At 62.5% G+C, this 26613-nt stretch carries 30 protein-coding genes; 12 read left to right on the forward strand and 18 right to left on the reverse strand.

All coding sequences use genetic code 11. The features are described 5' to 3' along the window. Positions 1–38: 38 nt before the first annotated feature. The 6 genes from A9K65_RS18185 to A9K65_RS18210 form a co-directional block, all read right to left on the reverse strand. Positions 39–1130, reverse strand: coding sequence for a methylenetetrahydrofolate reductase (locus A9K65_RS18185; RefSeq protein WP_064993725.1), 1092 nt, complete (start codon positions 1128–1130; stop codon positions 39–41). Further along, positions 1127–1753, reverse strand: a complete 627-nt coding sequence (locus tag A9K65_RS18190) for a methylenetetrahydrofolate reductase C-terminal domain-containing protein (RefSeq protein WP_013531169.1) — start codon at positions 1751–1753, stop codon at positions 1127–1129. Before A9K65_RS18190 ends, A9K65_RS18185 begins: the two co-directional genes overlap by 4 nt. Then, complete coding sequence (locus A9K65_RS18195) at positions 1746–2048, reverse strand: virulence factor (protein WP_013531170.1); 303 nt, start codon at positions 2046–2048, stop codon at positions 1746–1748. Before A9K65_RS18195 ends, A9K65_RS18190 begins: the two co-directional genes overlap by 8 nt. 204 nt (positions 2049–2252) lie before the next feature. Further along, complete coding sequence (locus tag A9K65_RS18200; RefSeq protein WP_027160505.1) at positions 2253–3035, reverse strand: formyl transferase; 783 nt, start codon at positions 3033–3035, stop codon at positions 2253–2255. A gap of 93 nt (positions 3036–3128) precedes the next feature. Further along, positions 3129–3704 carry a DUF4893 domain-containing protein gene (locus A9K65_RS18205; protein WP_064993724.1) on the reverse strand — a complete coding sequence of 192 codons (576 nt, stop codon included), beginning with the start codon at positions 3702–3704 and terminating at the stop codon, positions 3129–3131. 104 nt (positions 3705–3808) lie between these two features. Further along, on the reverse strand, positions 3809–4438 hold the full coding sequence (locus A9K65_RS18210) for a DUF1638 domain-containing protein (protein WP_013531173.1): 630 nt from the start codon (positions 4436–4438) through the stop codon (positions 3809–3811). On the opposite strand from A9K65_RS18210, the gene A9K65_RS36620 reads away from it, so the two are divergent. Next, a complete protein-coding gene (locus A9K65_RS36620) occupies positions 4424–4642 on the forward strand; it encodes a hypothetical protein (RefSeq protein WP_318011966.1) in 219 nt (72 codons plus the stop codon). The genes A9K65_RS18210 and A9K65_RS36620 overlap by 15 nt on opposite strands. An 88-nt stretch (positions 4643–4730) precedes the next feature. On the opposite strand, the gene A9K65_RS18220 is transcribed toward A9K65_RS36620, so the two are convergent. Continuing rightward, positions 4731–5429 carry a cobalamin-binding protein gene (locus A9K65_RS18220; protein WP_013531175.1) on the reverse strand — a complete coding sequence of 233 codons (699 nt, stop codon included), beginning with the start codon at positions 5427–5429 and terminating at the stop codon, positions 4731–4733. Positions 5430–5701: 272 nt separating this feature from the next. On the opposite strand from A9K65_RS18220, the gene A9K65_RS18225 reads away from it, so the two are divergent. From A9K65_RS18225 to A9K65_RS18250, 6 genes are all read left to right on the forward strand, one after another. Next, complete coding sequence (locus tag A9K65_RS18225; RefSeq protein ID WP_024501311.1) at positions 5702–7276, forward strand: trimethylamine methyltransferase family protein; 1575 nt, start codon at positions 5702–5704, stop codon at positions 7274–7276. An 89-nt stretch (positions 7277–7365) separates the two neighbouring features. Further along, positions 7366–8061, forward strand: coding sequence for a 4Fe-4S dicluster domain-containing protein (locus A9K65_RS18230; protein WP_064993723.1), 696 nt, complete (start codon positions 7366–7368; stop codon positions 8059–8061). Positions 8062–8163: 102 nt separating this feature from the next. Then, positions 8164–8841 (forward strand): FadR/GntR family transcriptional regulator, encoded by a 678-nt coding sequence (locus tag A9K65_RS18235; protein WP_064993722.1) that lies wholly within the window; start codon positions 8164–8166, stop codon positions 8839–8841. Continuing rightward, complete coding sequence (locus A9K65_RS18240) at positions 8838–10136, forward strand: MFS transporter (protein ID WP_064993721.1); 1299 nt, start codon at positions 8838–8840, stop codon at positions 10134–10136. Before A9K65_RS18235 ends, A9K65_RS18240 begins: the two co-directional genes overlap by 4 nt. Before the next feature lie 110 nt (positions 10137–10246). Further along, positions 10247–10984, forward strand: a complete 738-nt coding sequence (locus tag A9K65_RS18245) for a dienelactone hydrolase family protein (protein ID WP_027160499.1) — start codon at positions 10247–10249, stop codon at positions 10982–10984. Between the two features lie 108 nt (positions 10985–11092). Beyond that, positions 11093–12271 (forward strand): NAD(P)/FAD-dependent oxidoreductase, encoded by a 1179-nt coding sequence (locus A9K65_RS18250; protein WP_064993720.1) that lies wholly within the window; start codon positions 11093–11095, stop codon positions 12269–12271. Positions 12272–12273: 2 nt separating this feature from the next. Here the strand turns inward: A9K65_RS18250 and A9K65_RS18255 are convergent, their stop codons facing one another. From A9K65_RS18255 to A9K65_RS18280, 6 genes are read right to left on the reverse strand one after another with little or no spacing between them, the layout of a single operon-like run. Further along, positions 12274–12681, reverse strand: a complete 408-nt coding sequence (locus A9K65_RS18255; RefSeq protein ID WP_024501305.1) for a DUF1801 domain-containing protein — start codon at positions 12679–12681, stop codon at positions 12274–12276. Between the two features lie 40 nt (positions 12682–12721). After that, positions 12722–13114, reverse strand: coding sequence for a VOC family protein (locus tag A9K65_RS18260; protein WP_013531183.1), 393 nt, complete (start codon positions 13112–13114; stop codon positions 12722–12724). Positions 13115–13153: 39 nt separating this feature from the next. Continuing rightward, positions 13154–13594 carry a DUF1801 domain-containing protein gene (locus A9K65_RS18265; protein ID WP_064993719.1) on the reverse strand — a complete coding sequence of 147 codons (441 nt, stop codon included), beginning with the start codon at positions 13592–13594 and terminating at the stop codon, positions 13154–13156. A gap of 13 nt (positions 13595–13607) precedes the next feature. Further along, the gene (locus tag A9K65_RS18270) at positions 13608–13829 is read right to left on the reverse strand and encodes a hypothetical protein (RefSeq protein WP_013531185.1); all 222 of its coding nucleotides are present in this window, start codon (positions 13827–13829) and stop codon (positions 13608–13610) included. Positions 13830–13883: 54 nt separating this feature from the next. Beyond that, positions 13884–14309 (reverse strand): SRPBCC domain-containing protein, encoded by a 426-nt coding sequence (locus tag A9K65_RS18275; protein WP_013531186.1) that lies wholly within the window; start codon positions 14307–14309, stop codon positions 13884–13886. Further along, positions 14306–14629, reverse strand: coding sequence for a metalloregulator ArsR/SmtB family transcription factor (locus A9K65_RS18280; RefSeq protein WP_013531187.1), 324 nt, complete (start codon positions 14627–14629; stop codon positions 14306–14308). The genes A9K65_RS18275 and A9K65_RS18280 overlap by 4 nt, the downstream gene beginning before the upstream one ends. 157 nt (positions 14630–14786) lie before the next feature. On the opposite strand from A9K65_RS18280, the gene A9K65_RS18285 reads away from it, so the two are divergent. The 3 genes from A9K65_RS18285 to A9K65_RS35655 all read left to right on the forward strand — a co-directional run bounded on the left by A9K65_RS18285 (position 14787) and on the right by A9K65_RS35655 (position 17945). Further along, positions 14787–15347: an RNA polymerase sigma factor gene (locus tag A9K65_RS18285; RefSeq protein WP_027160496.1), complete on the forward strand. Its 561-nt coding sequence runs from the start codon at positions 14787–14789 to the stop codon at positions 15345–15347. Positions 15348–15349: 2 nt separating this feature from the next. Next, positions 15350–17464, forward strand: a complete 2115-nt coding sequence (locus tag A9K65_RS18290; protein WP_064993718.1) for a VWA domain-containing protein — start codon at positions 15350–15352, stop codon at positions 17462–17464. Between the two features lie 211 nt (positions 17465–17675). Continuing rightward, positions 17676–17945, forward strand: a complete 270-nt coding sequence (locus A9K65_RS35655; protein ID WP_024501300.1) for a hypothetical protein — start codon at positions 17676–17678, stop codon at positions 17943–17945. 15 nt (positions 17946–17960) lie between these two features. On the opposite strand, the gene bmt is transcribed toward A9K65_RS35655, so the two are convergent. Together bmt and A9K65_RS18305 are read right to left on the reverse strand one after the other, a co-directional pair. Next, the gene (bmt, locus tag A9K65_RS18300) at positions 17961–18983 is read right to left on the reverse strand and encodes a betaine--homocysteine S-methyltransferase (RefSeq protein ID WP_063173709.1); all 1023 of its coding nucleotides are present in this window, start codon (positions 18981–18983) and stop codon (positions 17961–17963) included. A 131-nt stretch (positions 18984–19114) separates the two neighbouring features. Next, positions 19115–19972, reverse strand: coding sequence for a helix-turn-helix transcriptional regulator (locus tag A9K65_RS18305; RefSeq protein ID WP_064993717.1), 858 nt, complete (start codon positions 19970–19972; stop codon positions 19115–19117). Between the two features lie 230 nt (positions 19973–20202). On the opposite strand from A9K65_RS18305, the gene A9K65_RS18310 reads away from it, so the two are divergent. Next, the gene (locus A9K65_RS18310; RefSeq protein WP_064993716.1) at positions 20203–21213 is read left to right on the forward strand and encodes a fatty acid desaturase; all 1011 of its coding nucleotides are present in this window, start codon (positions 20203–20205) and stop codon (positions 21211–21213) included. Between the two features lie 91 nt (positions 21214–21304). After that, positions 21305–22132 (forward strand): PhnD/SsuA/transferrin family substrate-binding protein, encoded by an 828-nt coding sequence (locus A9K65_RS18315; RefSeq protein WP_064993715.1) that lies wholly within the window; start codon positions 21305–21307, stop codon positions 22130–22132. Here the strand turns inward: A9K65_RS18315 and A9K65_RS18320 are convergent. The 3 genes from A9K65_RS18320 to A9K65_RS18330 are packed head-to-tail and all read right to left on the reverse strand — an operon-like array spanning position 22097 to position 26514. Beyond that, entirely contained in the window at positions 22097–23452 is a 1356-nt protein-coding gene (locus A9K65_RS18320) for a Xaa-Pro peptidase family protein (RefSeq protein WP_064993714.1), read from the reverse strand. The genes A9K65_RS18315 and A9K65_RS18320 overlap by 36 nt on opposite strands. A gap of 9 nt (positions 23453–23461) precedes the next feature. Beyond that, positions 23462–26032 carry an FAD-dependent oxidoreductase gene (locus tag A9K65_RS18325; RefSeq protein ID WP_064993713.1) on the reverse strand — a complete coding sequence of 857 codons (2571 nt, stop codon included), beginning with the start codon at positions 26030–26032 and terminating at the stop codon, positions 23462–23464. Continuing rightward, positions 26029–26514, reverse strand: a complete 486-nt coding sequence (locus A9K65_RS18330; protein WP_084015854.1) for a DUF559 domain-containing protein — start codon at positions 26512–26514, stop codon at positions 26029–26031. Before A9K65_RS18330 ends, A9K65_RS18325 begins: the two co-directional genes overlap by 4 nt. Positions 26515–26613 lie beyond the last annotated feature (99 nt).

Raw genomic sequence — 26613 nt, forward strand, 5'->3', positions numbered from 1 at the left:
CTGGTTTCGTTCAAGCGAATGGGTGGCCGTCCCCGCCGTCAGTGCGCGGTCTTCACCATGTCCACCTGCGTTTCGGTAACATCGTCGTGCAGTATGTGCTCGAGCCGATCGGCGACCATCTGATCGTCGCGACGGATCTCGCGTTTCCACGGCTGGCGGCCCTTCAGCACGCCCGATTCATCGACGATCTCGGCGACATATTCTTCCTGCCGGTAGGCCATCACGTGAACGCCGGAAACGCCTGATATTTCCTTCACCTCGTTGATGATGTCGATGCAGAGCCGCTTGCCTTCCTTCTTCTGGTCCTGGGCGCCTTCCAGCCGCTTGATGACAGAATCGGGAATATGGATGCCCGGCACGTTCGAGCGGATCCACTTGGCCGTCTTGGCCGAGGCGAGCGGTCCGACACCAACCAGGATGAAGCATTTTTCGGTGTAACCGAGGTCGCACACCTTCTGCATGTAGGTGCGGAACATCGGCACGTCGAAGCAATACTGGCTCTGCACGAATTGCGCACCGGCGGCGATCTTCTTACCCAGCCGATGCGGGCGGAAGTCGATCGGCGGCGCGAAAGGATTGATCGCAGCACCCAGGAAAAGCTGCGGCGGCGTCGTCAGCTTGCGGCCGGACAGGAACTTGCCGTTGTCGCGCATGATGCGGCAGGTTTCCAGGAGCGACATGCAGTCGAGGTCGAACACCGGTTTGGCGCCGGGCTGGTCTCCGGCCTGGACGCCGTCACCTGTCAGGCACAGCATGTTGGCGACGCCCATCGCAGCCCCGCCCAGCACGTCGCCCTGGATGGCGATGCGGTTCTTGTCGCGGCAGGCGATCTGCATGATCGGCGCATAGCCCATGCGGGTCAAAAGTGCGCAGATGCCGACCGAGGACATGTGGCAGTTGGCGCCCGATGCATCGACGGCGTTGATGGCGTCGACCCAGCCGTCGAAGATTTTCGCCCTGTTGTAGACGTCTTCCGGATCGGCGCTGTCGGGCGGGTTGAGTTCCGTCGTCACAGCGAACTCGCCGCGCCGCAGTACGCGCTCCAGCCGACCGCGCGAGGTGTGGCCGGGCAGGGGTTCGAGCGGCAGGTGGATGCCGGCCGGGTTTTCGTCGCGCTGGCGGCCGATCATGCCGACGCCCCGGTGCTGGCCGCCTCATTCTTGGCGGCAGCGGCGGCTTCGCGCGCGGTGGCCGCCTGAGCGGTCACCCGCAGCCAGGCCGAGGTTTCACGCAGCGACTGGTCGACCGGCTTCTGCACGGTCAGGATCCTGTCGCTGTGCACCATGTTCTGCGAGCCTTCCCAGGCCTTGACCCAGACGCAGGGCATATCGGGCTCGACCTCGCAATTGCCGTTGGCGCGGACACCGCCGCAAGGGCCGTTGCGCAATTGCTTGGGGCAGTTCATCGGACACGACATGCCTGTCGAGGACAAGATGCACTGGCCGCACATGCGGCAGTCGAACATGAAGCCCTTGACGCGCTTCTCGACAAATTTGATCGGCCCTTCGACACGGCCATAGCCTATGCCTTTCCATAAGGGATGGAGGAGCAGGAACATGTCGGCGAATTTGGCGTAGAACCATTCGAGTAATCGCGAGTGCCGCACCGACCATAATCTGACCGCGAAGGAACGCTGCACGCGACGCTGCGGCGACACGTCGGCCGGCTTGTAGTCGGATTTCGGCGCTGCCTTCTTGACCAGAGTGGCCTGGGTAACAGCCGGCCTCTCCTTGGCAGGAATGGTTTCAGACATTTTCTTTGCCGCCCGCCTTGACCAGAGCGACCAGCCGCTCGCGGTCATATCTCGTGTCGATGTCGTTGAATGCCTTCTCGACTTCGGCTTCGAGGTCGTCGCCGACCGGAATGGGATCGGCTTTGCGCCATTCGGCCAGATAGTCGTCTGTACCGCCGGCGCCGGTGCGCATGGCGCACATGTCGATCGCCTCGGTAAAGCGCAGCGGCAGTTCGCGCTTGGCGTTCTGCCGGCCCTTCTTGACGATCACCTGGGCAGGGATGTCGCGCCAGTAGACGACGATCAGATCGGCCATGAATTCTCACTCCTCGAACTATCGAGCATTGCCGCAAGCGCAGTGGTGCCGCTTGTTATGGGACGACGCGCGCGCATTCAAAAGCGACGCATATCGATGTCGTAAAATGAAAGGTGGGTTTATTCGTTTGCGGCGTGTGCCGGCGCCCGGTCCAGCGCGTCGGAAACGCTGGCGCGCAGTATGCCGTCCAGGACGAAAAACGCGCTACCAGATGCCAGTTCTGAGGCCCGTCCAGACGTAGAACCAGATCGTCGGATGATACCAGAGTTTCGAAGGCAGGCCGGGATCGATCGTCGTGAGTTTTCCAGCCAGTGCATCGCTGACAGCCTCGACGCAGATGTCGCGCGAGAACGCCGTCTGGCGTAGCGCGTGACTTGAGATGGTGTCGCCTTTTTTCGATCTGCCGCGCGCCTGCTTCAGCACGCCACCAGTGTCGACGCCAGCGTCGACGAGGTGGACAGTCGTGCCGAAATTCTCCGCATCGCCTGATACCAGAGCCCAATAGCCGCCATTCATGCCGCGATATTTCGGCGTGATGCCCGCATGGTAGTTGAGCACCGGGCAGGGCATTTTGCTCAGCATCTCAGCCGAGATTAGTCGGCAACCGTTGAGCAGCACAACGCCTGGCCGGATCTTCTGGATCGCCTGCAGGCACTCAAGCCCATTGGCCGAGGCTACCGGGATGATCTCCTGGCCTGGTCGCGGCTCAACCTCCAGCTTCTCCTCGGCAATCAGTCGCGCGCTATGGCCGGCCAGGAATCGCTTGCCCAACCTACTCAGTACCATCGTGCCAAGCTGGCCGATGGCGGAAATCCAGCCTTGGCGGCGAGCCCGGCCACGCAGCAATTGCTTTTTGGATTCAGGCGTTTCGAGGACGACGCTGACAGGACCTACGCGGTCGGCGATCGCATTGATCATAGCCCAGACATGCTGGCCGCCTCCGGTGACGACCACGATCGGACGCGTATTGGATTCTGATGCTGCCATGGATCTTGCCCCCTCCAAGCAACCGTTCTCGACAATAGACGGGATGCTAGGGTGTCCGGGTTAATCCTTGGTGATCAGCTCTTCGATACACAGTCAGCGCTTGAATTCGATGATATCGAGCTTCGATTCATAGTAGGGCGCCGGAAATTCGATGCGCCATTCCTTGGCGCTGTTGCGGAAGGCGTAGCCGACCTGGTCGGTTTGCGGACCGCTGCCATAGAGCTTTGCCGGATCGCTGTTGACATAGAAGGAGCCGAGATAGATCGCGCGTTTCTCGCCATCGTCGAAGAAACGGCCCCTGGTGCGCTGCGAGCCGCTGATCTTCTCCAGCCGCCAGCCGGAACCGTCATCGGTCACCTTGCACTTGAACCAGCCATAGATGACGAGCGGCAAAGGTCCGCCGGCCTTGATGGTGCGGCACTGCCAGTTGCCGGTCAGGTCCTTGTCGGAAAAGGCCACCAGCGGCTTTGCCAACAGGGCATCGAGTTGCTTGACCTCGGCCGGGTTGCCTGTCTTCGCCTCGGCAAGGGCTGCCTTGCGGGTCTCGCCATATTTGTCGAGCCGCGTCTTGTCGGCCGGGGTGATGAGTTTCTGTATCTCGCCGTCGGCATGGGCGGGCAGGGCCAAACAGAGGAGGCCGAGTGCAGCTATCAAGAGGCGAGGGGTCATCAGTGCGTTTCCATGGCTGGCAGTCTGTTTGCTTGTGGCGCACACCTTACCCGTCCACGGCGGCCTGTCATCTAGCCTTGAGTCATCGCGGGGCAAGAATTGCTTCAGGCGCCTGCAGCCGCCTGCGCCATCCCGGCCGTCAGGTCGCCGTAACCGGTGGCGCGGCGTTCATAGACGAGACCGAGCATTCTGGCGGCTTTTTCGGCGACCTTGTCGAGTTCCGGATCGTTGGTCTGGGCGAGGTAGATCAGCTTCTCGTAATTGCCGAAATAGTCCTTGATCAACTCCGGGTGCTTGTCGAGGCCGAGCGGTTTCATGAAGAAAGCGTCGAACTGCCGGCAGAGGAAGTCGGTCATGTAGAACGACATCATGTCGTCGTCTGCGACTTTCGCATAGGCCTCCATGCCCTGGTAGAAGGCGAAGCAATGCGGGCCGGCCATGCGCTCGACGCCATGCTTCTCGCAGATGCGGTCGAGCAGACCGCCGGTGCCGCAATCGGCATAGCCGACGAAGATGTTGCTGTAGCCTTCCGTCTTGGCTTTTTCGATCGCCTTGTCCATGGCCGGTGCGATGCGGTCCGGGTAGAAATGGAATTCCGCCGGCAGGCAGGTCAGGTCGAGGTGATCCAGCCCGAGCTGTTCCTTGACGGCCAGAACTTCGCGCGCAATCATCCCGCAGGCGATGACGAGCAGCCTGTCGTCTTGATTCGGTTTCGTTTTTTGCGTCTTGGCCATGGAACCAGTCGAGCGGCTTTCGTTGTTGTGGCGCTAATTTATCTGTTGAGGGAGACACCGTCCATGAAACTGCTGCGCATCACGCCGATTGCCATCCTGGCCTGCGCCTTGGCCCTTGCGGCCTGCGCGAACACCGTCCGTGGCGTCGGCAGGGATGTCAAATCGACGGCCAAGGCGGTCGAGGACACCGTCACCAAGCCCTGATCCGCACGCGGCCACCTCATCATCTGGTAACAAAAAAGCCGCGCTGCAAGGGCGCGGCTTCTCCTGTCGTCCAGGCCGAATTGGCCAATCAGGCCGAAGCGCGCACATTGTGCTTGCGCTTCATGAAGTCCTTGGCGGTCTCGACCGCCACCGCCGCGTCGCGGCAATAGGCATCGGCGCCGACGGCCTTGCCGAATTCCTCGTTCAGCGGTGCGCCGCCGACCAGCACGACATAATCGTCGCGGATGCCCTTTTCCTTCATCGTGTCGATGACGACCTTCATATAGGGCATGGTCGTGGTCAGCAGTGCGGACATGCCGATGATGTCGGGCTGGTGCTGTTCGATCGCATCGAGATATTTCTCGACCGCATTGTTGATGCCGAGATCGATGACGTCGAAGCCAGCGCCCTCCATCATCATGCCGACAAGGTTCTTGCCGATATCGTGGATGTCGCCCTTGACGGTGCCGATGACCATCTTGCCTTGCTTGGGCGCGCCGGTGGCGGCGAGCAGCGGGCGCAGGATGAACATGCCCGCCTTCATCGCATTGGCGGAAAGCAGCACTTCCGGCACGAACAGGATGCCGTCGCGAAAATCCTCGCCGACGATGCGCATGCCTTCGACCAGCGCCTCGGTCAGCACCTTGTAAGGCGCCCAGCCGCGCTCGAGCAGGATGTTGGTGCCTTCTTCGATCTCTTCCTTCAGCCCGTCATAGAGATCGTCGTGCATCTGCTGCACCAACTCGTCGTCGGAAAGTTCGGAAAGGATGATCTCGTCGTCGGACATTTGTATCGAGCTCCTGCCGGCATCGCGACCATGTCGCAAGGCACATATCTTCGCGTTCATACCTAACCCGCTGAGGGCATGTATCCATAGCTGATTTGCGACTTCCCGCAAAAGGAAAGCGACCGTAACTCTCTTGGAATTCTTGTCGATTTTGCGACAGGCGTTGGCGCTGGCGGGCCGTTTCGAATAGGGTGCATGGCTACGATCTGGCAAGAAGCGGCGAGAGCAGCCGCTATGGATTCCAGACAAGAACAGATTCAGGGAAGAACACCATGAGCGAACACGCGGCAGTCGATCAGGAAGCGTCAAACGCGCGACGTGGGCGCGGCGCCAGCGGCGGGGCTGCTGCCCGGCGGGCCGCGCGTTCGGGCGGAGGCCCGGGCACGCAGCTCACCTACATCAAGCGCAAGATCAACGTTTACGAGGTGCTGGACGAGGAAGGCCTGGCGCTGATCGAGAAGAACACCGACACGGTTCTCGAGGAGATCGGCATCATCTTTCGCGACGATGCAGAAGCGCTGCAACTGTGGAAAGAGGCCGGCGCCGACGTCAAGGGCGAGCGCGTGCATTTCCCGAAGGGGCTGTGCCGTTCGCTGCTCAAGACCGCACCGTCCGTCTACACCCAGCACGCCCGCAATTCCGAGCGTTCGGTGCAGATCGGTGGCAATGCCACCGTGTTCGCGCCGGTCTATGGCCCGCCCTTCGTGCGTGACCTCGACGGTGTCAGGCGCTACGCGACGATCGAGGATTTCCAGAATTTCGTTAAGCTCGCCTATATGGCGCCGTCGATCCACCATTCGGGCGGCACGGTATGCGAGCCGGTCGATGTGCCGGTCAACAAGCGCCACCTCGACATGATCTACAGCCACATCAAATATTCCGATAAGCCGTTCATGGGCTCGGTGACCGCGCCGGAACGCGCCGAGGACACCGTCGCCATGGCCAAGATCGTGTTCGGCGACGATTTCGTCGAGAACAACACGGTGCTGACCAGCCTGATCAACGCCAACTCGCCGATGGTGTTCGACGAGACCATGCTCGGTGCGCTGAAGGTCTATGCGCGCCACAACCAGGCCTGCATCGTCACGCCGTTCATCCTCGCCGGCGCGATGAGCCCGGTGACGGTTGCCGGCACGCTGACGCAGGTTCTGGCCGAAGTGCTGGCCGGCGCGTCGTTCACGCAGCTCATCCGGCCAGGCGCGCCGGTGCTGTTCGGCACCTTCGCCTCGTCGATCTCGATGCAGTCCGGGGCGCCGACCTTCGGCACGCCGGAGCCGTCGCTGGTGTCTTATGGCGCCGCACAGCTGGCGCGCCGTCTCGGCCTGCCGTTCCGCACCGGCGGCTCGCTCTGCGCGTCCAAGGTTCCGGATGCACAAGCGGCTTATGAAAGCGCCAACACGCTGAACTCGACCATCCTGGCCGGCACCAATTTCGTGCTGCACTCGGCCGGCTGGCTCGAGGGCGGGCTGGCCTCCTGCTACGAAAAGTTCATGATGGACATCGACCAGCTCGGCATGACGCAGAAATTCTCCGAAGGCGTCGACCTGTCGGAAAACGGCCAGGCGATGGACGCCATCCGCCAGGTCGGGCCGGGCAGCCACTATCTCGGCTGCGACCACACCCAGGCCAATTTCCAGACCGCCTTCTACCGCTCCAACATCGCCGACAACAATTCCTACGAGCAGTGGCTGGCCGAAGGCGAGAAGACAGCGCCGCAGCGCGCCAACGAACTCGCCCGCCGCTGGCTGGAAAGCTATGAGGCGCCGCATCTCGATCCGAGCATCGACGAAGCGTTGAAGGACTTCATCGCCAAGAAGAAGGGGTCGATGCCCGACGCCTTCACTTGAAAGGAGCCCGAGTCAGGCGGGGCTAAAGTCGCCAACATCATCCACAAGGAAGTCTGGCGGAGCGCGTTCTCCGATCCGGACAAGAAGGGATGATTACGCCCGCCGGCAGCGTTGACCGCATTGCTGCGGCGCTTCTCGCCAACGGCCTTGTTCTTCGCGGCGGCTTCAATTTTACGCCAAGCGATGCGCCGCCAACGGGATCATCGGGTGCGCCGGCAGCGGCCGTCCTGCTGGTGGGGCAGGCGGGCGCGGCACCCTGGCCGCATTTCCTGCGTTGGTGGGAGCAACAGCCACAGGCAATCGCCAGTCCGCTCGACACATGGTCGCGCGAAGTGATCGGCGCCGTGGCGCAGGATTTTGGCGCACGGGCGATTTCTCCGTCGGACAAGCCCTATCTGCCGTTCCAGCAATGGGCGATGCGGGCGGAGGGGCTGAAACCGTCGCCGCTCGGCATCCTCATGCATCCGCGCTACGGGCTATGGCATGCCTACCGCGGTGCGCTGCTGTTTGAGGACGAAATTCCAGTTCAAGTTGCCGAGGCAGCGCCCCACCTTTGCGATAGCTGCGTCGAGAAACCCTGCCTGAAATCCTGCCCGGTCGACGCCTATTCCGCGCAAGGATTCGCTTATCAATCCTGCCTGGCGCATGTGGGGGGAGCGAATGGCGAACCCTGCCGCAGCGGCGGTTGCCTCGATCGCAATGCGTGCCCCTATGGCACGGGGTATCGCTATCCGCCGGAGGTCCAGGCCTTTCACATGGCGAGCTTCGCACGAGCCACCAGCTGATCCGTTCCCATTGCGTGGTGCTCGTTGGCTTCGATGAGCATCTTGACGGCAGCTAGAAGCAGGCCTATTCATCAAGTCATCTGATGACTTATGAATAGGCCTATGCAACCCGCCACCAGAACCAATCTCACCGACAGCGCCACCAGCAGCCTGCGTGCGGAGATCGTCAGCGGCCGCTGGGGCGTCGGCGAGCGCATTCCCAATGAGGCAGCCCTGACCGAGCTTCTGTCGGTCAGCCGCGGCACGGTGCGCGAGGCGGTGCGGGTGCTGGTCTCGCAAGGATTGCTGGATACGCGCCAGGGCTCGGGCACATATGTGCGCTCTACCGTCGATGCCTCTGCCGCGCTCGACCGGGTCAAGCGCACCGGCCTGCGCGATCAGTGGGAGGCGCGGGCGGCGCTCGACCTGGAGGCGGCACGGCTCGCCGCCATGCGCCACACGCCAGCCGATCTTGAGACGATGCGGCAACTGCTTGCCGAACGCGGCACCGTCGCGGGCGGCGGAAGCGATGCCTTCATCCGGCGCGATCTCGCTTTCCACAAATCGGTTGTCGCGGCGTCCGGCAACAAAGCGATGATGGAGCTCTACGACTTCTTCACCGCCGCCATCACCGAGACCATCCATGCCACCATCGACGGCGATCTGCCCGAACCGGACCACCAGGCGCATGCGGCAATCGTCGACGCCATTGCCGCGAGCAATCCCGAGCGCGCCGTTGCCGCCGTTCGCGCCTTCATGGCGCCGGTGCTTGCCCAACTTGAAAGACTGCTTTCGCAATGAACCAGAGTTTTCGTCAGCCTGACCCGACGGCGCAATCCGCCGCCATCGAGGGTCTGGAACTCATCGATGCCGAGGCCGACAGCCTGCCCGCGCCGCAGCCGTCTGAACTGGGCAGCCGTGCGGCGCGCATCGTGCTTGGCGCGAGCCTTGTGCTGATCGCCTTCAGCCTGCGGCCGCTGTTTTCCAGCCTGTCGGTACTGCTGCCCGAGGTGATGCAGGCAACCGGACTGTCGACGACGGGCGCCAGCCTGCTGACGACGCTGCCGGTTCTGTGCCTGGGTCTGTTCGCGCCCTTCGCGCCAAGATTTGCCCAGCGCTATGGAGCCGAGCGCACTTTGCTCGGGGCGCTCACCTTGCTGGTGCTGGGAACCGGCCTGCGCTGGTTCGGTACGGTTCCCCTGCTGTTTGTCGCCACCTTCCTTGCCGGCGGCGCCATTGCCATCGGCAATGTGCTGCTGCCGGGCCTGGTGAAGCGAGATTTCGCCGACAAGGCCGCCGTCATGACCGGGCTCTACACCATGGCGCTCTGTGCCGGCTCGGCGGCCGCCGCCGGCTTCACACTGCCGATCGAGCATTTTGTCACCGGTTCATGGTCCGGGGCACTTGCTGCCTGGGCGGTGCCTACACTGGTCGTGCTTTTGATCTGGATTCCGCAGGCGCTGGGCAGCCGTCGGCAGGTCAGTCATCGGGGCTTTCGCGTCGTTGGTCTCTGGCGCGATCGCCTGGCTTGGCAGGTGACGCTGTTCATGGGCCTGCAGTCGGCACTTGCCTATTGCATCTTCGGTTGGCTGGCGCCGATCCTGCGCGAGCGTGGCTTCGATGCGGCCACCGCCGGCGCCATGGTTTCGGTCTCTGTCATGGCGCAGGTCATCACCTGCCTCGCCGTGCCATCCTTCGCGATGCGGCTGAAAGACCAGCGCGGCATCAATGTGGCGCTCGTTGCCACGGCGGTGATCGCGCTGCTCGGCATTCTGTTCGCACCGACCTCGACCGTGCTGTTCTGGGCGATCCTGCAAGGCATCGGGCAGGGCGGCCTGATCGCGGCTGCCATGAGCCTGATCGTGCTGCGTTCGCCGGATTCGCATGTCGCCGCGCATCTTTCAGGCATGGCGCAAGGCGTCGGCTATGTGCTGGCGGCATTCGGCCCGCTGCTGGTGGGCCTGATCCGCGACTGGACCGGCAGTTTTTCGGGAACGGCGTTCCTGTTCGTCGCGCTCGGGCTTGGCGTAGCCATTATGGGGCTCGGTGCCGGCCGCGCGCTGCATGTCGGTGCGCGGACGGTGCGAGAAGGCTAGCAATAGCGTCACGCAATCCCGCACGAAATTTTGACTGCCATGCTCAGGGAGCGCCTTGCCGTATAGGCTTGCGCGGATATGTATCGCGCATCTGTCGAACGGAGCGAGCGATGACGAAACACGACCTTCAGATCAAGACCAGGGATGGTGTTGCCAATGCCGGGCTTTTCCGCTCGGCAAACGCATCTCCTGCCAAGGCCGGCGTCATTCTCTATCAGGACGCCTTTGGTCCGCGGCCGGCGCTCGACAGTATGGCGGAGCGGCTGGCGAATGAAGGCTATGCGGTGCTGGTGCCCGACCTGTTCTACCGCAATGCGCCTTACGGGCCGTTCGACGCCAAGACCGCCTTCGCCGAGGAAAAGACCAAAATCCCGCTGATGGCGCTGGTCACCGGCACGACGCAGGAGATGACCATCCGCGACAGCGGTGCGTTCCTCGATGCGCTTGCTGCCGAGGGCATCACCGGGCCGATCGGCACCATCGGCTATTGCATGGGCGGCGGTCGATCATTGAATGCGGCTGCAACCTATCCCAAACGGATAAAAGCGGCCGCAAGCTTCCATGGCGGCAATCTGGCCGGCGACGCCGCCGACAGCCCGCATCGCAAGGCAGCCTCGATCAAGGCGCGTGTCTATGTCGGCACATCCGGCGTCGACAGGAGTTTCCCGCCGGAACAGTCGGCGCGGCTGGCCGAGGCGCTCAGGGTTGCGGAAGTAGATCATGTCATCGAGAACTATGCCGGCATGGCGCATGGCTGGTGCGTGCCCGATCACAGCGTTTTCAATGCCGCGGGCGCCGAACGCCACTGGAAGCGCTTGACGACGTTGTTCGCAGAGACGCTGATCTGAGCCTTTGCCTGGCTGTTCTTGCCTGTTGGCTGTCCGCCCCGTTCGCGGTATCAGGCAGCACAAATGCGCTGCGCCGGATGAGTGGGCCGAGCGGGAACGAACAGCCTGATGCAATCCTATGATGTCGTGATCATCGGCGCGGGTGCCGCCGGAATGATGTGCGCCGTGGAGGCGGCCAAGCGCGGCCGTTCTGTGCTGATCCTCGATCATGCGGCGGCGCCTGGCGAGAAGATCCGCATCTCCGGCGGGGGCCGGTGCAATTTCACCAACATCCATGCCAGCCCGAAGAATTTTCTGTCGGGCAATCCGCATTTCTGCATTTCGGCGCTCAGCCGCTATACGCAACGCGATTTCATCGCCCTCGTCGAACGCCACCGCATCGCCTATCACGAAAAGACGCTTGGGCAGTTGTTCTGCGACGGCTCCGCACGCCAGATCATCGACATGCTGGTCTCGGAAATGCAGGACAAGGGCGCCGAACTGGTGCTGTCGACCAGCGTTGAGGATGTCCGCAAAACCGTGGAGGGGTTTGTGCTCACTCTCTCCACGGGCACGATTAGCTGCCAGTCTCTGGTCGTGGCCTGCGGCGGCAAGTCGATCCCCAAGATGGGGGCGACCGGTTTCGGCTACGAGCTTGCCGAACGGTTTGGGCTTGCCATCGTCGAAACGCGGCCGGCGCTGGTGCCGCTGACCTTCGACGCAAACACGCTCGAACGGCTCGCGCCGCTGGCCGGCAACGCCGTCGACGCGGAAGTCGCCTGCGGCAAGACGCAGTTCTCCGAAGCGATGCTGTTCACGCATCGCGGCGTCAGCGGACCATCCATCCTGCAAATCTCGTCCTATTGGCGCGAGGGCGACGAAATCCGCATCGCCATGCTGCCGGGAGTTGACGTGGCGGACCTCATTCGTAGTGCCAAGCGCGGTAATGGGCGGCAGGCGGTGCAGACCGTGCTGGCAAATCACCTGCCGAAGCGGCTGGCGCAGTCGATCGCCGAACGAACCGGCATCGACGGCAACCTCGCCGATCTTGCGGACGCCCAGATCAAAACCATAGCTGCCGCAGTCAATGACTGGCGCGTCAAGCCTGCCGGTTCTGAGGGCTACCGCACCGCCGAAGTGACACTGGGCGGGGTCGACACCAACGGGCTGGACCAGAAGACGATGCAGGCGAAATCCGTGCCGGGCCTGTTTTTCATCGGCGAAGTCGTCGATGTCACGGGTTGGCTGGGCGGTTATAATTTCCAGTGGGCATGGTCGTCGGGCTGGGTGGCAGGCCAGGCAGCATAGACTTACTTCCGTGGCTTCGCCCCAGTAGCTGCCGGCGCCTTTTTCTTCTTTTTGGCCTTGTTGTAATCGATGGCGGCCCGGACGAGCTCTTTCAAAGCGCTCTCATTGAGCGTGTCGCCCTTGAACACATCGATAGCCCGCCACACCTTGCCGCCAAAACCATTGTTGAACAGCCTGTCGGGATCCGGCAGGCTGGCGCCATGGGAAAAGGTCAGCTTCACCTTGTCCTTGTGGGCGTTGCCGACCACGATGTTGCCGTCGAGGCACCATACCGGGCTGCCCATCCACTTCCACTCCTCGATGATGTCCGGGTCGGCTGCAAGGATGGTCTTGCGGATGTCGGCGAGCGTCTCGCCGCGCCAGTCCGAGAGACCGGCGATCAACTGGTCGATCTGTTGCGAGGGGGTCATTTGGTGTCTCCTGTGCGTCGACGCGTTCAACCGCTGCCTGTCACCAGCGCGCCAGTTGGGTGATCTGAACGAGGTTGCCGCAGCTGTCGTTCAGCTGGGCGATGGTTGAACCGGTCACCTCGGTCGGCGGCATGGTGAACGCGCCACCCTTCGCCTTGATGCGCTCGTAGTCGCCCTTGACGTCGTCGGTGAAGAACATGACCGCAGGCTGACCCTGCTGGAAGATGGCTTCCTGATAGGCCTTGGCGGCCGGGTTGTCGTTGAGCGCGAGCTGCAGTTCGGTTCCATCAGGCTCTTCAGCCGAGGTCACTGTCAGCCAGCGATAGGGCCCGTTGCTGAAATCGGCCTTCTTGGTGAAGCCCAGCACGTCGGTGTAGAAGCGCAGTGCGTTTTCCTGGTTGTCCACATACACGCTGGTCAGCTTGATCTTCATCGCTCTTTCTCCTCTGTCGTATTCTTGCGTCTGTGGCCGCTACGGGGTCCAGCCGGGCAGGGCGGCGGCCTGCTTGATCCATTCCGCCATTTGCGCCTCGTCGAACCGGTCTTCGCGGATGTCGATCCAGCGCACATCCTTGCTCTTGGCCGTGCCGCCTGGTGGGATCGGTTGCAATGAGATGCCACTGAAAAAGGTCATCTTCACATAGTGGGTGAATACATGGAAACTCGCGAACCAGCCCTGGCCTTCGATGCCGTAGAAGGGTGAGTTCCATCGCACGGCCTTGCGGACGTCAGGCACGTTGCCCACGATGAGCGCGTCGAGGCGCTCGCCCAGGCCGCGCTTCCAGTCCGGCATCGCAGCGATATAGGCCTGCACCGGGGCGTCGCCGTCGCCCTTGGCGATTTGCGGGTTGCCGCCGGAGAGCAGCACTGGCGCAGCCTTGGCCTCGGTCGATTGTCCCTGCGTCCTGGCCACTCTGCCCCACTCCCTATCCGCCGGCACGCTGCACGCCGCGTCCCTTGGCGGCATAGGGCAGCACGAACATGTACAGGCCGCTGAGCAGCAGCAGGAGGAGCGGCAGGAGCGGCGAGTAGACCACCCAGGCGGGAGGCTGCCTGAATGCCATGGTGGCGAAGTTGGCGATGACGGTCAGCGCAAAGATGATCGACAGCCAGCGATGCATTTGCCGAACCCACTTGTTCCAGTCCAATAGATCCTCCTGTCAAAACAGCCGGTGCGGACCACCGATCCGCACCTGCGGGTTTCAATCTATCCTCGCCAGGACCTGACTCAGATTTGCAAAGTACTGTCGCCACCCGCTCGTCGCGCCCCGATACGCCTGCTCCTGATCCGGCCGGAAGCCGGACTGTTCCATACGCAACCGGGTGCCTGTGCTGGTCGGCACGAGGGTCCAGGTGACGACACTCTCAAGGCCATAGGCCTGCCAGGTGTAGGACAGTGTCTTGTTCAACTCGACGGCTGTTACCTGACAGTCCACAACGATGCTCACGTCAGGTTGCGGTTCCTTCCGCAGCTTGAAGCGGTGGTCCACGACTGGCTTGAAGTCGTTCTTCATCAGCCATTCCTCGATCAGATGCGGTTGGGTCAGCGCGCGCCAGATTTTTTCCGGCGGATAGGGGATCTCACGTTCGACGATGACAGAGCGCGTTTCGGTCGCAATGTTGGTCATTGGTCCATTCTTTTGAGCAAATTTTCGAGATCGTCGAACCGGCTCTGCCAGAACGCGTTCATCTGGTTCGTCCAGTCGGTCAGTGGGGAAAGTGCTGCCAGTTGGGCGCTGTAATGGGTCTGCCGTCCTTGATGGCGATCGCGCACCAGCCCGGCCTGCTTGAGCACGCCGAGATGCTTCGACACCGCAGGTTGAGAGACCCCCGACTGAGCCGTCAGGGCGCCGACCGTCTGCTCGCCTTGCCGGCACAGGCGCTCGAAGATCGCGCGACGCGTCGGATCGGAGAGCGTTCTGAAGAGGACATCGTGAGCGTTCGTCATCCGGGATCGATAACCCTGTGGCTATTGATTTACGTATAACTGTCGAGATATGGATATGTCAAGCGGGGGTGTTGGCGGTCCCGATCCGGCGGTTTCCAAAAAAATCTTTCCATTGCCCCAAGGATTAGCCATTAGCCTTCGTCCCAACAGGCAAATGATGGCGATGATGCTGGATGAGAGCGAAGCCTCCGACGCCGAACTGATCGGGCGGGCGAAGGGCGGAGACAGGAGGGCCTTCAGCACATTGCTGGAAAGGCACTATGACTTCGTCTATCGCGCCGCCTATCGCTGGTGCGGCAGGAAGGCCGATGCCGAAGACATCGCCCAGGAAGTCTGCGTCAGGCTGGGCAAAGCGATCCGCGACTATCGCGGCGGCGGCGCCTTCACCACATGGCTCTATTCCGTGACGATGAACGCCGCGCGCGACGTGATGCGAAAGTCCGCCCGCGAGACCGTCAAGACCGAGGCCTATGGCGTCCATGCACTGATCTCGAGCGAGGCGTCGGTCGAACCGGAAGACCCTGCCGAAGCGTTATGGGCGGCCGTCCGGCGATTGCCGGACAAGCAGCGCGACGCAGTTTTGCTGGTCTATGGCGAAGGGTTGAGCCATGCGGCCGCGGCCGAGGCGATGACAATCTCGGAGACGACGGTTTCCTGGCACATCCATGAAGCGAAGAAACGGCTGAAGACGCTGATGCGCGCGGCCGGGGAAGTGTGACCATGGCTGACGACAACGAACTCAACAGACTGCGCGATATAGCAGCGCCGGCGCCCGCCAAGGATGCCAAAGGACGTGCTTTCGAAGCCGCCCTGCGCGCATACGATCAGGAAAATATTTCTGCCGTTACCCAAGGATCGGTTGGCGGGCTTCGTCTCACAGAGCGAGCACAAAAGCTCTGGAGCGAGATCATGCAAAAGAAACTCATTGCCACGCCGGTTCTTGCCGGGCTCGTCGCCCTGCCGATCGCCGGATACGCCACCTTCCATATGCTGAGGGAACAGCCGCCGAAATTCGGCGGCGACGAGAAAATCACCGAGACGCTGGCCGACAAGCCGGCGACCGTCAAGCCGACGACCGCCGAGCCGAAGCCGGCTCGCAGCGAGCTGGAGAAAGACAAGAAGGCCGACGCCGATGTGGAAAGCCGCGACGCGACCGATGCGCTTGTGGCGCCGGCCTCGCCGCAGAAATCCGAATCGACCGTTGCCGGCGGCGCGGCACAACAGAATGCGTTGGAGCGCGGTGTGCTGGCCGAGCCTGCGCCACCGGCTCCGACAGGCGAATTCGCATTGGATGGCGCCGTACGTGCGCCCAGTACGTCGCGGGCCCGCATGCCGGCCGAGTCCAAGCTGACGGCGCCGCAGCAGCCGTCGACCTTGCCGGCCGACCAGATGCAGCCGCAACCGGAAAACCGCGACCGCATCGAGGATTTCAAGACCAATCCGGTGCATGCGGCACTCGAGGATCCGGTCTCGACCTTCTCGATCGACGTCGACACAGCCTCCTATTCCTTCGTGCGCAGCTCGCTGAAGCAGGGCACCCTGCCGCAGGTCGATACTGTCCGCGTCGAGGAGATGATCAACTACTTCCCCTATGACTGGAAGGGTCCGGAGTCGGCCTCGACACCATTCAACTCGACCGTCAGCGTCATGCCGACGCCGTGGAACACGCATACCAGGCTGATGCATGTCGCCATCAAGGGTTTTGACGTCAAGCCGACCGAGCAGCCGAAGGCCAATCTGGTCTTCCTGATCGATGTCTCGGGCTCGATGGACGAGCCGGACAAGCTGCCGCTGCTCAAATCGGCTTTTCGGCTGCTGGTCAGCAAGCTGAAGGCCGACGACACGATCTCGATCGTCACCTATGCGGGTGACGCCGGCACGGTCCTGGAGCCGACCAAGGCGTCCCAAAAGAACAAGATCCTCAGTGCCATCGACAATCTGACGCCCGGCGGCAGCACGGCCGGCGAGGCGGGCATCAAGGAAGCCTACAGGCTGGCGCAGAAATCCTTCGTCAAGGACGGCGTCAACCGGGTGATGCTCGCCACCGACGGCGACTTCAATGTCGGCCAGAGCGACGACGACGATCTGAAGCGGCTGATCGAAAAAGAGCGCAAGACCGGTGTCTTCCTGTCGGTGTTCGGCTTCGGCCGCGGCAATCTGAACGACCAGATGATGCAGACCATCGCCCAGAACGGCAACGGCACCGCCGCCTATATCGACACGCTGGCCGAAGCCGAGAAGGTGCTGGTCGAAGATGCATCGTCGACGCTGTTCACCATCGCCAAGGACGTCAAGATCCAGGTCGAGTTCAATCCGAACAAGGTCTCGGAATATCGCCTGATCGGCTACGAGACCCGCGCCTTGAACCGCGAGGATTTCAACAATGACCGCGTCGATGCCGGCGATATCGGCTCGGGCCATTCCGTCACCGCGATCTATGAAATCACGCCAAAGGGCAGCGGCGGCGAACAGATCGACGCGCTGCGTTATGGCCAGGCGTCGATGGACAATGGCGGCGTTGCCAATGCGGACGAATATGCCTTCGTCAAGATCCGCTACAAGCTGCCGAATGAAGACGTCTCGAAGCTGATCACCACGCCGGTGACCTCGGCCAACGAGATCTCGTCTTTCGACCAGGCCAGCACCGACCAGCGCTTCTCCGTCGCGGTCGCCGCCTTCGGCCAGAAGCTGCGCGACGAGGATGCGACCGCGAAGTTCGGTTACGACAAGATCATGGAGATCGCCACTGCCGCTCGAGGAGCCGACCCGTTTGGGTACAGGTCCGAGTTCCTCTCGCTTGTGCGCCTTGCCTCGGCACTGGGCGGTAATCGGTAGTGGTGATGACGGCCGGTTTCTTTCAGATGGGATCGTTCTGACAGGGAAACCGACCGCGGGCGGGTGAGGCATGCCGGCGAGGGATTCATTCCCTTGCCGGCCTTTTTTCGGAGAATCTCCAGGTCGTTAAATTGCGCGGCATTTCCGGTAGCGGATCGCAACCCCCTGCTTGTTACGCAGGACAGGTGTACCGGGCTTGAGGGAGCCGAAATTGCAGATCAGGACTATCGCCAACTCGACACCGCCGGCAAGAGATGCTTCGGCGGTTTCATCGGCCCCATCATCGGAATCCAGGCGTATCAGTGACGATGTCGCGCAGGCGCGCCACACCGCCATGTCGGCGCTGACCAACGACCGCTTCCGCATCATGCTGGAGCAGATAACCGATCCGGTTTCATCCGGCGCGCTGATGACGATGCACAGCGACAATGTGGTCGACTTCAAGTCGGCGCAGTCGAGCTACGCCGACAATAGCGAATAATCGAAACCGATAAGCTCAGGCCCGGCTGCGGCGGCGCTCGCGGCGGGCTTCGCTGGTCTCGGCGGTATTTTCCGTCGCCACCTTGTTGCGCATCGGACCGATGCGCTCGACGATCGCGGCAACCGTCGGACGATCCGCCTTGGTGTGCGCGTCGAGCGCCTTGCGCATGGCGGCAAGGTGCTGGAACGAGGTGCCGCAGCAGCCGCCGATAATTTTGGCGCCGCCATCGACGGCGAGCCTGACATAGTCGGCCATCAGTTCGGGTGTGCCGGAATAATGGATTTCGGTGCCGCGGAATTCGGGAATGCCGCAATTGCCCTTGACGATCACCGTTGCCTCCGGCTTCGCCTCGGTCATGTCGAGCAGCGAGGCCAGGATGTCGGACGCGCCGACGCCGCAATTGGCGCCGACGCCAAGCGGCGCCTGCGACAGCCCGTCGGTGACGCCGTGGATATCCCTGGGTAGCAGGCCCATCATGGTGCGGCCGGCGGTGTCGAAGGAACCGGTATAGGTGTAGGGCAGGCCGACGCGGATGGCAGCCTCGGCGGCGGCGCGGATCTCGTCGGGAGCAGACATCGTCTCGATCCAGGCGACTTCGGCGCCGCCTTCCTTGAGACCCTCGATCTGCTCGGCGAAGGCGTCGACCGCCTCGTCATAGGTCATGGCGCCGAGCGGCACCAGCAATTCGCCGGTCGGTCCGACCGAACCGGCGACGATCACCTTGCGGCCGGCCTTGTCGGCGACAGCACGGGCGATCTCGGCGGCGCGCTTGTTCAGCGCATGCACACGGTCCTGCGCATGATGCAGCTTCAGCCGGTGGCGGGTGCCGCCGAACGAGTTGGTGAGGATGATGTCGGCCCCGGCATCGACGAAATTCTGATGCAGGCTGGTGATGGTGTCGGGCGCCGTCTCGTTGAGCAGCTCGGGCGCCTCGCCGGCTTCCAGCCCCATGGCGAACAGGTTTGTGCCGGTGGCGCCATCGGCCAGCAGCACGCCCTTTTCGGCCAGCAGAGCATCGATCGGGTTGGTGGTCGTCATCGGATTGGCTTTCATGTTTCGAAGTCGAATAAGGATATAAAGAAGTCTTTATGTGTAGTCAATGGAATGGCGGCAACGCGGCCACCAATGCGGAGGCCGGTTTCCGTCCGAAGGATCATTGTTGCCGAAGATCAGACAGTGCCTGTTGGGAACGACATGCCGGCCAGTCTGTGCGCGAAGCCGGACGCCTCGTGCGCATTGATGTCGGCGGCCCGGATCAGATTGTCGAAGTGCTGGATCAGCGTCTGGATCGGCTGAGTGGCGTTGAGCACCAGATACATGTCGCCGACATAGATGGCGGCGCGATAAGGGCCGAAGATTGTGTAGGGGATCGAATAGCGCACCCTCCCGTCATAGAGAAACAGCCGGAAGGTCGGGTAGAGGTCGTCGAGCAGCGTCGCCATGTGCAGCAGCTGGGCGCGCCGGTCGGCTTCGGGGAAACGGTCCCAGACACCCAGCCCGCGGGCAAATATCTCCAGCGTGTGGCGCGGCATGCAGACTTCCATGTCGGTCTCAGGCCGCCTGTTGTAGTCGATGCGGTATTGCGTTTCGCCGGCCTGCGCCAGGCGGCTCTTGTTGGCGATGCCGGCTTCGTAGTCGACCAGCGCTTCGGTGCGCAGAAGATCGGGAATGCCGGCAGGCACGTAGCGGATCTTGGTGCCTGCCGCCTCGGCATGCCATTTGGCCAACAGCGTGCGGTCGAAACCATCCGGTGCCTCTTCGATCTCCAGGCTTTCGCGGATTTCGCCGGTGAGACCTTCGTCCTGGCTGAGGCCGAGGAGCCAATCGAGCGACACCTTGAACTCGGCGGCGATGTTAAGCAGTGTTTCGGCGCGGGGCAGGCGCGTCGAGGCGCCCGACAGCAGTTGCGACAGCGCCGAGCGGTCGATGCCGACCGCGGTTGCAAAGGCCGACTGGTTCAGGTCGGAGCGTGTCAAGAGCATTTTCAGTCGCTCGCGGAAGATCGTCGACAGGTCGCGCTTGTCCATGTCCGTGCTCCACCTGGATTGAGGAAAAATTTGCGCCGGAACCGCTCCGAGGGTGGCGTTAGGCGTAAATGAATCCCTAAGTCTGTTTACAATGTATAACATGTGCGGTCAAAAATGCGCAATCGCAACAGTTTGTGCACTTTGTCTCGTTGAGTGGAATCATTTCTCCTGACACAATGCTGTCAGGAATCAATTGGGATTCCGGCGACTGAGGGGCAGTGGTCGATAGCATGACGAGCAAGAGCATCAGGCGACACAGCGTACGGGCCATTGAGTGGCCAACCGTGGTACTCGCCTTCTTCTGCTACGCGACATGGCTCGCCACCGGTTTCCTGCTCTGGCCTTCCTATCCCGTCCTGGCGCTCGCCGTCCTCGCCTTCACCGCCGCATTGCAGTCGTCGATCATGCACGAAGTGCTGCACGGGCATCCGACGCGCAACGCGCGGGTCAACGAAGCCTTCGTGTTTCTGCCGATCGGTCTGGTCTGGCCGTTCCGCCGCTTCAAGACCATTCATCTGCGTCACCACGCCGACGAGCGGCTGACCGACCCGCTGGACGATCCGGAAAGCTATTATCAGGCGCTCTGGCAGCATGACGAGCTGCCGCCGACGATGAAATTCCTGCTCAAGATCAACAACACCATGGCAGGCCGCTTCGTGCTCGGCCCGTGGCTGTCCTGCGTCGGCTTCTTCATCGACGATGCCAAGCAGGTGATCGCTGGCGACAAGCCGATCCGCAAGGCCTGGCTGCTGCATGCGATCGGCCTGGCCGTCGTGCTGCCGATCGTTCAGTTCGGCTTCGGCATCCCGCTGTGGCTTTACATTCTGGTGCCGGTCTGGCTCGGCCAGTCGCTGATCTCGATCCGTACGTTCGCCGAGCATCAATGGTCGGAACATCCGGAAGGCCGTACGGTGATCGTCGAGCGCTCGCCGCTGTCGTTCCTGTTCCTCAACAACAATCTGCATTTCGTCCATCACAAGATCCCGACCGTGGCCTGGTACAAGCTGCCCAAGCTGTTTCGCGACCGCCGTGAGGAATGGCTGCGGATGAACAATGGCTATGCCTATCCGAATTATTTCGCGCTGGTCAAAGCCTATGCGTTCAAGGCGAAAGAGCCGATCGTGCACCCGGTGCTGCGGCGTGCGCCTGAGCCGGGCAGGGCCTTCAAGCCGCGCATCAGGGCGCGCAGCATCAGCGGGCTCGGCAGTGCGCCGGTTCCCGCCGAGCCGCCCAAGGAATAATTCCGGCCTACCCGGAATCCGTGTCGGCCAATTCTGATTGGACGCCGCGTTTTCGCGATCCTTTTTCCAGACATGATGATTTGATATCGGCATGAGTGAATTGGTTGCGGCGTTGCCGATGTATGATTGGCCCGAAGTGCGCGATGAGGTCGACGCGCAATGGGTGCTGCTGCGCGATGCGTTTCGGCAAAAGGGGATCGACGCGCCGGGAGCCATCGTGCGGCGCAATGGCGACCTGCCGCCGGTGCCGGGCGGAATTCGCGATGCTGCCGGTGCATTGATCGCACCCGATCCCGCGACATTGCCACCGGATGAACTCGATTTCCATAGATTGTGGCTGCATCCGTTGCTGCTGTTCGCGCAGACCTGCTGGGGGCCGATGGAACTTGGCCTGTCCAGGCATGTGCAGGTGGTCGGCCAGCCGAGCTATGACGCCTATGAAGGCGGGCAGGGCGAGCTCTATTCGAGCGCTCTGGTGATGCGGATAGGCGAGGGACCGGAAGTTCGATCGCCTGCGGATGGCAGCGCTCTCATCCCGCTCGATCTGATCCGCGGCAAGCGCTTCACCTTCAACAGCCTCGATTCCATGTCGGGCATCATTGCGCTGACGCGCGACCTGCAAGCGGCCGGCGAAGGCTTGGACATCTTTTCGTCGCGTAGCGAGAGCGGCGGTCACCGCGCTTCAATCGTCGCCATTGCCGAGGGCTGGGCCGATGTTGCAGCGATCGACTGCGAAAGCTGGGCGCTGGCGCAGCGCTTCGAGCCAGCAGCGCGGAAAGTCGCGATCGTCGGCTGGACCGGACGGCGCAAAGGCCTGCCGTTCATCACGGCGAGGGCAACGCCGGAAAAGACAGTCAGGGCAATGCGAGAAGCGCTTGCCGGACTATCCGAGCAGCCTCGTATCCAGCGGGTAGGTTGAGAGCTGTTCGTTGCCGGCCTCGGTGATCAGGATCTGCTCTTCGAGCTTGACGCCTTCGCGCCCGCCAAGCCGGCCGATATAGCTTTCCACGCACAGCACCATGCCAGGTTCCAGCACGCCGTCCGGCGTGTCCGATGTCCAGTCGCTGGCATGCGGCAAGGTCGGGTATTCATCGGCCAGACCGACGCCGTGATAGAGCACGCCGTAGCGCGTCGGGAAGCAGTCACCCGGCGGCACCGCCGAGCCTTCGACGAGGTCGCGAAACGAGATGCCTGGCTGCATCAGAGCCGTGTTGTGTTCGATCTGGTCGGCGGCGATGCGGAACAGGGCGCGCTGTTCATTCGACGGGTTTGCATCGCCGCACAGCCAGGTGCGCGACAGGTCGGCGCAGAAGCCGTAGGGGCCGATCAGGTCGGTGTCGAAGGCGACGAGATCGCCAGCCTCGATCTTTCGCGAAGAGCATTCCTGGAACCACGGATTGGTGCGCGGGCCTGACGTCAGCAGTCGCGTCTCGATCCACTCGCCGCCGCGCGCGATGTTGCCACGATGCAATTCCGCCCATAGCTCGTTCTCGGAAATGCCCGGCTTCAGCGCCTGTTCCATCTCGCCCATCGCCGCTTCGCAAGCGACAATCGCCCGGCGCATGGCGAGGATTTCGTCCGGCGATTTGATCAGCCGCGCGTTCTCCATCACGGCTTCGCCATTGCCGATGGAAATGCCGAGGCGAGCCAGCTCCTCGACGCCTTCGGGATTGATGTGGTCGACGGCGATGCGGCTGTTGCCGCTACCATATTCCCTGACCAAATCGGCTATTCCGGCGGCCCAACGGCGGACCTTTTGCTCGGTCAGCTCACCGCCATAGAGATACATCCACGACACCGCCGGCCGCACCTCGTTGACGACGCCGGAATGGTCGGACAGGTGCTCGCAGGAAAAATAATCGAACAGCACCACCGGGCCTTCAGTGGCGATAAAGCAATGCCGCGTCGGATTGTGCGCCACCCAAAGCTGCATGTTGGTGCTGTCGGTGGCGTAGCGGATGTTGACGGGGTCGTAGAGCAGGGCGCCGGCATAGCCGCGCCGCTTCAACTCGGCGCGGATACGCTCCAGCCGGTATTTTCGCATCGCCGCCAGGTCGGGCGCGGCAATGCCTGCCGCCGCCCACTCAGCCTCGGCCTGCGGGCCATAGCCCAGCACATGCTGATTGAGCGAACCCGCCTTCTGACGGGAGGCGTCGCGCAAAGCTTCGATCGAGCCCGGCTCGAACGGCATGATCTTGCGGTGGCGGCCAAAGCTGCCCTTCGGCCCCGCGCTGTCCATCGTCGAACCTCAGGTCCGCATCTTCTCGCCGCTCGGATCGAAGGGCGCTTCGACATTGATGCGGGCCGGGCGCCGGTGACCGAGGATCTCGATCTCGAACAGCCCGGCACTTTCGTCCTCGGCAAGCGCTGCGGGGATGTAGCCCTGCGCCATCGACTTCTGCACATAATGCGCATAGCCGCCCGATGTGACCCAGCCGACCACGCGCCAGTCGCCGTCGACGATGCCGCGCACGGCGGATGCGCCTTCGGCAGCCTTGGAGCCACGTATTTCCTTGCCGCCCTTGTCGAAGCGCGGCGCGCCATAGCCATGCGGCTTTTCCACCGTGCCGTAGTCCTTGCTGACCTTGGCCCAGATCGGCTCGTCGCCCATGACATCGGCGTCGGCGGCATCGACGATGAAGGAGACGCGGCGCAGCTTTGGCCCCTCGGCCTGTTCCTTGGCGGCGGCCTCGCGGCCGATGAAGTCATTCTTCTCGAGCTTGATGAAGCGGTCCATCGCGCCCTCGAACGGTCCATAGATCGGCCGCAACTCGCGGAACCAGGTCGGAAAGTTCTTTTCGAGGCGCATGGAGAGCAGAGCGCGCATGCCGAAATCGACAAGGCCGAATTCCTCGCCGGCGTCCTTGATTGCTTTGTAAACCAGGCGTTCGTAGGCCGGCGCCATCCAGATTTCATAGCCGAGGTCGCCGGTGTAGGTGATGCGGTTGACCATGCAGGGCGCCCCGCCAACAGCCATCTCGCGGAAATCCATGAAACGGAAGGCTTTTGTCGAGACGTCGACATCGACCAGTTTCTGCAGCAGGTCCCGTGATTTCGGCCCGGCGATCGACAGGCCGACCAGCGTCTGGTCGAAGCGGTGGATGCGCACCGTTCCGTCCTTCGGCAGGTGCTTCTCGAACCAGCGCATGTGGTATTTCTGCGCCGCCGAAGAGCCCCAGATCATGAAGCGGTCTTCTGCCGCCTTGGCGATGGTGAAGTCGCCGATCAGCTTGCCGAACTCGTTGAGCATCGGCGTCAGCACGATGCGGCGGGTCTTCGGCATGCGGTTGGTCATCAGCCGGTTGAGGAAATCCTCGGCCGCGGGTCCCGAGACTTCGTATTTGGCAAAATTGGCGATCTCGGTGACGCCGACGCGCTCACGCGTGGCGCGCACTTCCTCGCCGATCGGCCCAAAATCGTTGGAGCGATGGAAGGAGACGATATCCCTGGGTTCCTTGCCTTCAGGTGCGAACCAGAGCGGGGTTTCGAGGCCCCAGCTGTCGCCCATGACGGCGTTGTTGGCCAGCATCGTGTCGTAGAGCGGCGTCGTCTGCGCCGGACGTGCCGCCGGCAGTTCCTCATTGGGGAAGCGGATGGAGAAGCGGCGCGAATAGTTTTCCCGCACCTTGGCGTTGGTGTAGCGCAGGCCGGCCCATTCACCGAAGCGTGTAACATCCATGCCCCAGACATCGAAGCCAGGATCGCCATGCACCATCCAGTTCGACAGCGCCAGACCGACGCCGCCGCCTTGGCTGAAGCCGGCCATCACGGCGCAGGCGCACCAGAAATTGGTCAGGCCCTGCACCGGGCCGACCAGCGGGTTGCCGTCCAGCGCGAAGGTGAAGGGGCCGTTGATGATCTGCTTGATGCCGGCCTTCTCGATGCCGGGGAAATGCTTGAAGCCTATTTCCAGCGACGGCGCGATGCGGTCGAGGTCCGGCGGCAGCAATTCGTGGCCGAAATCCCATGGCGTGTTGACCGGCGACCACGGCTTGCAGGCCTTCTCGTAGGTGCCGAGCAGAATGCCGTTGCGCTCCTGGCGGGTGTAGATCTCGCCCTTGAAGTCGAGCACGCCGATCATTTCGCGGCCGGTCGACTTGTTGAACTCCTCGACCTCCGGCATCGGCTCGGTCAGCAGATACATATGTTCCATGGCCAGAACCGGCAGTTCGACGCCGACCATGCGGCCGATCTCGCGCGCCCACAGGCCGCCGCAGTTGACGACATGCTCGGCCTTCACCGTGCCCTGTTCGGTGACGACATTCCAGGTGCCGTCGACCTCCTGCGTCAATTCCACGACGCGGTTGCGCAGCACGATCTCGGCGCCGAGTTTTTTCGCCGCCTTTGAATAGGCGATGGTGGTGCCGGACGGGTCGAGATGGCCTTCGACCGGATCCCACATGGCGCCGACGAAATTGGTCTCGTCCATCAGCGGGAACATCGCCTTGGCTTCGGAAGGGGTGATCAGCTCTGTGTCCATGCCGAGATAGCGGCCCTTGGCGTGGGCAAGGCGCAGGAAGTCCATGCGCTCGGGCGTATCGGCCATCATCACGCCGCCGGTCAAATGCAGCGAGCAGGACTGGCCGGATATCTCCTCGATCTCCTTGTAGAGCTGCACCGTATAGGCCTGCAGCTTGGCGACGTTGGGGTCGCCGTTCAGCGTGTGGAAGCCGCCCGCCGCGTGCCAGGACGAGCCGGATGTGAGTTCAGAGCGCTCGATCAGCATGATGTCGGTCCAGCCGGCTTTGGCCAGGTGGTAGAGAACCGAGCAGCCGACGACGCCGCCGCCGATGACAACCGCTTTTACGTGAGATTTCATCTGGATAGGTCCGCTTTTGGAGAGATTGAATCGGGGGAGTGGGGCGTGAAGACAAAGTGGAGGTCGGGTGCCGTGATGTTCTCGGCCAGCCTGCCATCGAGCGCGGCAAGGATGGTTTCACAAACCGAAGTACGATGCTTCAGGGCTTCATGGCTCCAAACACGCAGGATCGAATAGCCCTGGGCATGCATGAAATCGTCGCGGCGGCGGTCATATGAGCTGCCGGCGTGTTGGTGTCCGTCGACTTCCACGACAAGCCAATTTTCGCGGCAAGCGAAGTCCGCGTAGTATGGTCCGATAGAGAACTGTCGCGTGAACTTGTAGCCGCCAAGCTTGCGGGCCTTTAACTCAAGCCAAAGCAGCGCTTCGGCCTGGTTGTCACCTTGCCTGAGTTTTCTGGCTCGCTGGGTAGTGCCCGTTTTGCGACGGCTACGGGTTTCATGAGCGCCTTCCCCCACTCCGTCGCCGCTTCGCGACGCCACCTCTCCCCCCTCCGGAGGGAGAGGAAGGGTGCCAGCGTGCATAAGCTCGCGCCTTTCCTCTCCCCCGTCGATCGGGGGAGAGGTGTCGAGCGCAGCTCG

It is taken from the genome of Mesorhizobium sp. WSM1497, assembly GCF_001672455.2.
GTDB classification, from domain to species: Bacteria; Pseudomonadota; Alphaproteobacteria; order Rhizobiales; family Rhizobiaceae; genus Mesorhizobium; species Mesorhizobium ciceri.

Bases quoted from the DNA above. Each gene is read 5' to 3' on its own strand.
- A9K65_RS18185 (WP_064993725.1), bottom strand. From the start codon at position 1,130: ATGATCGGCCGCCAGCGCGACGAAAACCCGGCCGGCATCCACCTGCCG.
- A9K65_RS18190 (WP_013531169.1), bottom strand. From the start codon at position 1,753: ATGTCTGAAACCATTCCTGCCAAGGAGAGGCCGGCTGTTACCCAGGCC.
- A9K65_RS18195 (WP_013531170.1), bottom strand. From the start codon at position 2,048: ATGGCCGATCTGATCGTCGTCTACTGGCGCGACATCCCTGCCCAGGTG.
- A9K65_RS18200 (WP_027160505.1), bottom strand. From the start codon at position 3,035: ATGGCAGCATCAGAATCCAATACGCGTCCGATCGTGGTCGTCACCGGA.
- A9K65_RS18205 (WP_064993724.1), bottom strand. From the start codon at position 3,704: ATGACCCCTCGCCTCTTGATAGCTGCACTCGGCCTCCTCTGTTTGGCC.
- A9K65_RS18210 (WP_013531173.1), bottom strand. From the start codon at position 4,438: ATGGCCAAGACGCAAAAAACGAAACCGAATCAAGACGACAGGCTGCTC.
- A9K65_RS18220 (WP_013531175.1), bottom strand. From the start codon at position 5,429: ATGTCCGACGACGAGATCATCCTTTCCGAACTTTCCGACGACGAGTTG.
- A9K65_RS18225 (WP_024501311.1), top strand. From the start codon at position 5,702: ATGAGCGAACACGCGGCAGTCGATCAGGAAGCGTCAAACGCGCGACGT.
- A9K65_RS18230 (WP_064993723.1), top strand. From the start codon at position 7,366: ATGATTACGCCCGCCGGCAGCGTTGACCGCATTGCTGCGGCGCTTCTC.
- A9K65_RS18235 (WP_064993722.1), top strand. From the start codon at position 8,164: ATGCAACCCGCCACCAGAACCAATCTCACCGACAGCGCCACCAGCAGC.
- A9K65_RS18240 (WP_064993721.1), top strand. From the start codon at position 8,838: ATGAACCAGAGTTTTCGTCAGCCTGACCCGACGGCGCAATCCGCCGCC.
- A9K65_RS18245 (WP_027160499.1), top strand. From the start codon at position 10,247: ATGACGAAACACGACCTTCAGATCAAGACCAGGGATGGTGTTGCCAAT.
- A9K65_RS18250 (WP_064993720.1), top strand. From the start codon at position 11,093: ATGCAATCCTATGATGTCGTGATCATCGGCGCGGGTGCCGCCGGAATG.
- A9K65_RS18255 (WP_024501305.1), bottom strand. From the start codon at position 12,681: ATGACCCCCTCGCAACAGATCGACCAGTTGATCGCCGGTCTCTCGGAC.
- A9K65_RS18260 (WP_013531183.1), bottom strand. From the start codon at position 13,114: ATGAAGATCAAGCTGACCAGCGTGTATGTGGACAACCAGGAAAACGCA.
- A9K65_RS18275 (WP_013531186.1), bottom strand. From the start codon at position 14,309: ATGACCAACATTGCGACCGAAACGCGCTCTGTCATCGTCGAACGTGAG.
- A9K65_RS18280 (WP_013531187.1), bottom strand. From the start codon at position 14,629: ATGACGAACGCTCACGATGTCCTCTTCAGAACGCTCTCCGATCCGACG.
- A9K65_RS18285 (WP_027160496.1), top strand. From the start codon at position 14,787: ATGGCGATGATGCTGGATGAGAGCGAAGCCTCCGACGCCGAACTGATC.
- A9K65_RS18290 (WP_064993718.1), top strand. From the start codon at position 15,350: ATGGCTGACGACAACGAACTCAACAGACTGCGCGATATAGCAGCGCCG.
- bmt (WP_063173709.1), bottom strand. From the start codon at position 18,983: ATGACGACCACCAACCCGATCGATGCTCTGCTGGCCGAAAAGGGCGTG.
- A9K65_RS18305 (WP_064993717.1), bottom strand. From the start codon at position 19,972: ATGGACAAGCGCGACCTGTCGACGATCTTCCGCGAGCGACTGAAAATG.
- A9K65_RS18310 (WP_064993716.1), top strand. From the start codon at position 20,203: ATGACGAGCAAGAGCATCAGGCGACACAGCGTACGGGCCATTGAGTGG.
- A9K65_RS18315 (WP_064993715.1), top strand. From the start codon at position 21,305: ATGAGTGAATTGGTTGCGGCGTTGCCGATGTATGATTGGCCCGAAGTG.
- A9K65_RS18320 (WP_064993714.1), bottom strand. From the start codon at position 23,452: ATGGACAGCGCGGGGCCGAAGGGCAGCTTTGGCCGCCACCGCAAGATC.
- A9K65_RS18325 (WP_064993713.1), bottom strand. From the start codon at position 26,032: ATGAAATCTCACGTAAAAGCGGTTGTCATCGGCGGCGGCGTCGTCGGC.